At 31.9% G+C, this 5,464-nt stretch carries 6 protein-coding genes; 4 read left to right on the top strand and 2 right to left on the bottom strand.

Annotated features, from left to right (window positions below):
• The coding region (locus ACVC2P_RS00985) for an FG-GAP-like repeat-containing protein (protein ID WP_452596618.1) at positions 1-1,717 on the bottom strand (1,717 nt) is incomplete at its 3' end.
• A gap of 133 nt (positions 1,718-1,850) precedes the next feature.
• Here ACVC2P_RS00985 and aroQ point away from each other — a divergent pair.
• The 4 genes from aroQ (at position 1,851) to ACVC2P_RS00965 (ending at position 3,921) form a co-directional block, all read left to right on the top strand.
• Entirely contained in the window at positions 1,851-2,270 is a 420-nt protein-coding gene (gene aroQ / locus ACVC2P_RS00980) for a type II 3-dehydroquinate dehydratase (RefSeq protein WP_452596617.1), read from the top strand.
• Positions 2,271-2,280: 10 nt separating this feature from the next.
• A complete protein-coding gene (locus tag ACVC2P_RS00975; protein WP_452596616.1) occupies positions 2,281-2,766 on the top strand; it encodes an outer membrane beta-barrel protein in 486 nt (161 codons plus the stop codon).
• Between the two features lie 173 nt (positions 2,767-2,939).
• A complete protein-coding gene (locus ACVC2P_RS00970; RefSeq protein WP_452596615.1) occupies positions 2,940-3,449 on the top strand; it encodes an outer membrane beta-barrel protein in 510 nt (169 codons plus the stop codon).
• The gene (locus tag ACVC2P_RS00965; RefSeq protein WP_452596614.1) at positions 3,433-3,921 is read left to right on the top strand and encodes a hypothetical protein; all 489 of its coding nucleotides are present in this window, start codon (positions 3,433-3,435) and stop codon (positions 3,919-3,921) included. Before ACVC2P_RS00970 ends, ACVC2P_RS00965 begins: the two co-directional genes overlap by 17 nt.
• A 56-nt stretch (positions 3,922-3,977) precedes the next feature.
• Here the strand turns inward: ACVC2P_RS00965 and lpdA are convergent, their stop codons facing one another.
• Positions 3,978-5,354: a dihydrolipoyl dehydrogenase gene (gene lpdA / locus ACVC2P_RS00960; RefSeq protein WP_452596613.1), complete on the bottom strand. Its 1,377-nt coding sequence runs from the start codon at positions 5,352-5,354 to the stop codon at positions 3,978-3,980.
• Between the last annotated feature and the right edge of the window lie 110 nt (positions 5,355-5,464).

The following is a 5,464-nucleotide window of genomic DNA, read 5'->3' as shown; positions in this document are numbered from 1 at the left end:
GTCTAGTATTCTCATCACTAATAATGTGAATGAAATAGATGCCATTATTTAAATAAGATAAATCTGTTTTAATAGCATTATTCTCTTTGGTAAATAATAGGTTAATTTGCTTTCCGGAAATATCGTATAATTCAGCAGACTTAGTATTTATTTCAGCATTACTTTTTATAATAACACTGTCTGTTGTTGGGTTAGGGTAGGTTACAAAATCTGCTGTATTAAATTCAGTAGTGTTTAACGTTGTTCCTTCAATGATTAGGTGAGATTGATTTATAGCAGGATTTAATAATTCATCAATATTGCCAGATGGCCATTTAACTACTATTTTTGTAATAGCAGTTTCTGTACCAAGTCCAAAATGAGTTAATAAAGAGTTCATCGTTCCGTAACTTTCTCCAGAGCGTACTTCTCTTATCTGCATTAAGCCAGTTCCATAATGTAATTCTATTCTAGCTCCAATACCATTTCTATTGCTAGGGCCACCTTGTAACCTAACTTTGCTCCAGTTATAGTTATTACCGTCACCATTATTTAAAAATAAAATGTCTGGGTTAGAGGATGGACTATTATAACCAGAAGCAAAACCAGCAATAACATCTATTAATCCATCATTATTTAAATCTCCAGTAGCTCCACTTTGTATAACTAGACCTCCAGTTGGAAATGGGTTGGCAATGGCAGTAAATGTTTTATTACCATTGTTTTTAAACAAATAATGGTTTGAGCTGCCTGTTGTTACCGTAACAAACATATCTATATAGGTGTCGTTATCGAAATCTTCCATCATAACCTGAATACTAGTCCCTAAATTTGTTAATTCGGTTACAATACCAGAACTAGCAGTAATATCAGTAAATGTTCCATCTCCATTATTCTCATATAAAGTACTTATAATATCGTGGTTAAGAACAAAACAGTCTAAATCTCCATCATTATCAATGTCTTCAAAATTAGCAGCCCAAGATTGGGCTAAAGGCCTTAAGCCTGCAGCTTCTGCTACATCTGTATAGTTTCCATTACCATCGTTTTGAAGTAAAAGATTAAGACGCCTACCATCCATAGTATTCGTTACACCTAATCTGCATTTTGAAATGTATAAATCTTGATCTCCATCATTATCATAGTCTGTCCAGATACTTCCATAGTTACCTGAATTGTCTGAAGGTACTGTTGATGCAGTGTTAATTAACGATAAATCGTAGGTAAGAGTCCCAGTATTTGTGTTTTTATATGGAGAAGAAATGCCATCATCATGACAAGCAAAAATATCTATCATACCATTATTATCTATGTCTGCAAAGTTTAAATTTTGCACAAAAATGCTAGCTCCACCTAAAGCGTTAGAGGTGTAAGATGTTCCATTATTATTAGCGGTAATGAGTTTTAACCCATTATAAGAGCCACCAGTAAAAATATCATTATAACCATTGTGGTCTACATCTGCTATACATATACCCCAAGAATTACCACCTATAGCTCCAAAATTATAGCGTGTAAATGTTCCACTAGCTGTTTGGTATTCAATTTCTAGACTATTAGCGTTAGATAATCTAATGATGTCATCTAAACCATCAGCATTCATATCGCTTACACCAATAGCAACACCGCTAGTAAGAGAGGAATTAACTAAAGATGCATTAGCATTTGTAAATGTAATTTGGGAGTAACTCAATAAGGAGGACAATAAAAAAGCGAAAAAAAGAAGTTTTTTGTTCATAATATAAGTTAGTTTGGTGGTAATAAATATTTTTTTATAACGGGTAGCTTATTGTAGGGACAGGTATTACTTCTGTTTTTTTTGAATACTAAAAGATACGATTTTTAAATGATAACTTTCGTATTTTTGTTATATGCAAAAACTAATTATAATAAACGGGCCAAATTTAAATTTATTAGGTAAGCGTGAACCAAACATTTATGGAAACTTATCGTTTACAGAGTTTTTAGATACTGTAAAAGAAAAATATCCTAATGTAAGTTTAGATTATTTTCAATCTAATATAGAAGGCGAATTAATAGATAAGTTACAAGAGGTTGGTTTTAGTTATGATGGTATTATACTAAATGCTGCGGCTTATACACATACTTCTGTAGGTATTGGTGATGTAGTTAAGGCTATTGAAACCCCTGTGATAGAGGTACATATCTCTAATACTTTTGGTAGGGAAGAGTTTAGGCACCAATCGTACATATCTACAAATGCAAAAGGTGTGATTCTTGGCTTCGGTCTACAGAGTTACGAATTAGCAATCCAGAGTTTTCTTAATTAAAATGATGAAGATGAGGAACGTAGTTTTTATAACCTTGTTATTGTTTAGTTTTAGTAGTACTGTATTTGCGCAAACTAATGCGGACAGCTATGGAGTAAAAGGTGGTTTAAATCTAACGTTTTTTAAAGTTGTAGAAGGTGGTTTTGGTACTAACCCAGAAGTTGCTACAGGCTTTTATGCAGGTGTTTTTGCAGATTTTAATATTGAAAGCAATTTTAATATTCAACCAGAATTACTGTACATAGGTCTAAATGATTTTAAGTTTTTAAACGCTCCTATATATTTAAAATATAACGTGGATAATAATTTTAATGTACTAGTAGGGCCAAGTTTAAATTACTTTTTCGATTTTTTTTCAAATAAACTAAAAATAAGAGCAGATATTAGTACTGCTTATAACATAACTTCCTCTATAGATGTGCATTTAAAATACACTATAGGGTTTCAAGAGATTACTCCTAACGGTTTATTTATAGGACTAGGATTTAGATTATAAAACTAGTTTGCCATATAAATACACTTATTATTTATGAAATTATTATCATAATTTTTTAATACTTTTTAATTTTAATTAACGTCCCCTTTCATTTTGTTTGTGATTTACTTGTGATTTTTTAACATTATAAGCCGATAGATTTGTGCTATTAATCATATAAAACACAAACTAACATGAAAAACAACATCATTACTCTTTTAGTATTACTTATGGCATTTATCTCTAATGCTCAAGAAGACAAAACACAAGAAAAAGAAAAAGTAACCTTTGGCGTTACTGCTGGTTTTTCTAATATGGCTTTGCAATATAATAGCGGCCAAGTTAGTAAAAACGGTTTTTTTGGAGGTGTAAATGTAGACTTCCTATTATCTAATAAATTACATATTCAACCCTCTTTATTATATACAAAAGGAGACCGATCTAGTTTTTTAAAAGTACCTGTAATGCTTAAATATTATGTTGCAAAATCTGTAAATGTGCAGTTAGGCCCCGAAGTTATTTTGGGATTAGATAGAACCTTTAATAAAGCTGCGGGTTTAAACTTAGGAGCAGGTTTAGGGTACGACCTTGGTAAACGATTTTTTATTGAAGGGCGGTATAGCTATGAGTTAACAGACAGAACGTATAATTTAAGCACTTTAAAATATAATAATCTAACGATTGGTTTTGGGTATAAATTTTAAAATAAAAAACAATTGGCTATATATTGTATGCTATTTTACTAGCATTTATCTGTTTAGTCAAGAAAAAAGAGAAGTAGAAACCTCAATTTTAACAGATAATACTCCAAGTATCTATTCTAATTACTTTTTAGAATTTAAAATTAATGACAACTGGAACTTAAAATTGGAGAAACATATCTATAGTTTTAAAAAGCATACATTATATGAATTTCCATTATTATTTAAATATAAATTTAAAGACAAAGTAAGTTTATTGTTAGGGCCAAAATTAGACTTACTAAAAAATAATACTAGCGGGCGGTATACAGATGTATATTTATATAGTAGTTTAGGTGTAGAAAAAGAAGTTTTAAAAAATATATCTATACAAGGACTTTATAATTATAGAGTAAAGGGAGAATCTCCACCATCAGAGTTTTATTCTTCGGGCTCTAGAAATTCTGTTAAAGTTACAAGTAAGATAAAGTTCTAATAAAAAAAGACGATTCTTAATGGAATCGTCTTTTTAATTTATAGATAAAACTTATTTTATAAGTGTATTACTTCATCATAAGCATCTGCTACAGCTTCCATAACCGCTTCACTCATTGTTGGGTGAGGGTGGACAGCTTTTAATACTTCATGCCCTGTAGTTTCTAATTTACGACCTAAAACAGCTTCAGCAATCATATCTGTAACACCAGCACCAATCATGTGGCAACCTAGCCATTCGCCATACTTAGCATCAAAAATTACTTTTACAAAACCATCTTTAGTTCCAGCTGCACTTGCTTTACCAGAAGCAGAGAATGGAAATTTACCAACTTTAATATCTAAACCTTGCTCTTTAGCTTGTTTTTCAGTTAAACCAACACTAGCAATTTCTGGAGAACAATATGTACAACCAGGAATGTTTCCGTAGTCTAAAGCTTCAACATGTTGTCCAGCAATTTTTTCTACGCATAAAATACCTTCAGCAGAAGCAACGTGAGCTAAAGCCTGCCCAGGGGTAACATCACCAATAGCATAATAACCAGGGATATTTGTTTGGTAGTAATCGTTAACTAATATTTTATCTCTATCTACAGCAATACCAACATCTTCAAGACCAATACCTTCTATATTTGTTTTAATACCTACAGCAGATAATACTAAATCGGCTTCTAAAACCTCTTCACCTTTTTTAGTTTTTACCGTAGCTTTTACACCATCTCCAGAAGTATCAACACTAGTTACTTCGGCAGAAGTCATAATTTTAATACCACTTTTCTTAAACGATTTTTCTAATTGTTTAGAAACATCAGCATCCTCAACAGGCACTATACTTGGTAAATACTCTACAATAGTAACATCAGTACCCATAGAGTTATAGAAGTAAGCGAACTCTACACCAATAGCTCCAGAACCAACCACAATCATTTTTTTAGGTTGTTTCTTTAAAGTCATAGCCTGTCTATATCCTATTACTTTTTCACCATCTTGTGGTAAACTAGGTAGTTCTCGAGAACGAGCCCCCGTAGCAATTACAATATGGTCTGCACTATACTCAGTACCATCTACTTCTACTTTTTTTCCAGTTTTTAATTTTCCAAAACCATTAATAACATCAATTTTGTTCTTTTTCATTAAAAACTGAACACCTTTGCTCATGCCTTCTGCAACATTTCTACTACGGTTTACCACCGCATCAAAATCTTTGTCATACTCTTTAACGGATAAGCCATAATCATTAGCATGCTTTAAGTATTCAAATACCTGAGCAGATTTTAAAAGCGCCTTTGTTGGAATACATCCCCAGTTAAGGCAAACCCCACCAAGACTTTCTTTTTCTATAACTGCAGTTTTAAAACCTAATTGAGAGGCTCTAATAGCTGTAACGTAGCCACCAGGACCACTACCAAGTACAATAATATCGTATTTACTCATCGTAATTTTTTTAGTCGTTTTTAACAAGCTACGAATTTACAAAACATAGCTGTAATAATAAATTGAAGTTTCATTTTTATTTAGGCGTGCCCTAAAGGTCAGGCTATCAC

Source organism: Pontimicrobium sp. MEBiC01747 (genome assembly GCF_053601635.1).
Note: the sequence above shows the minus strand (reverse complement) of the source record. Positions and strands in the feature narration are given on the sequence as shown.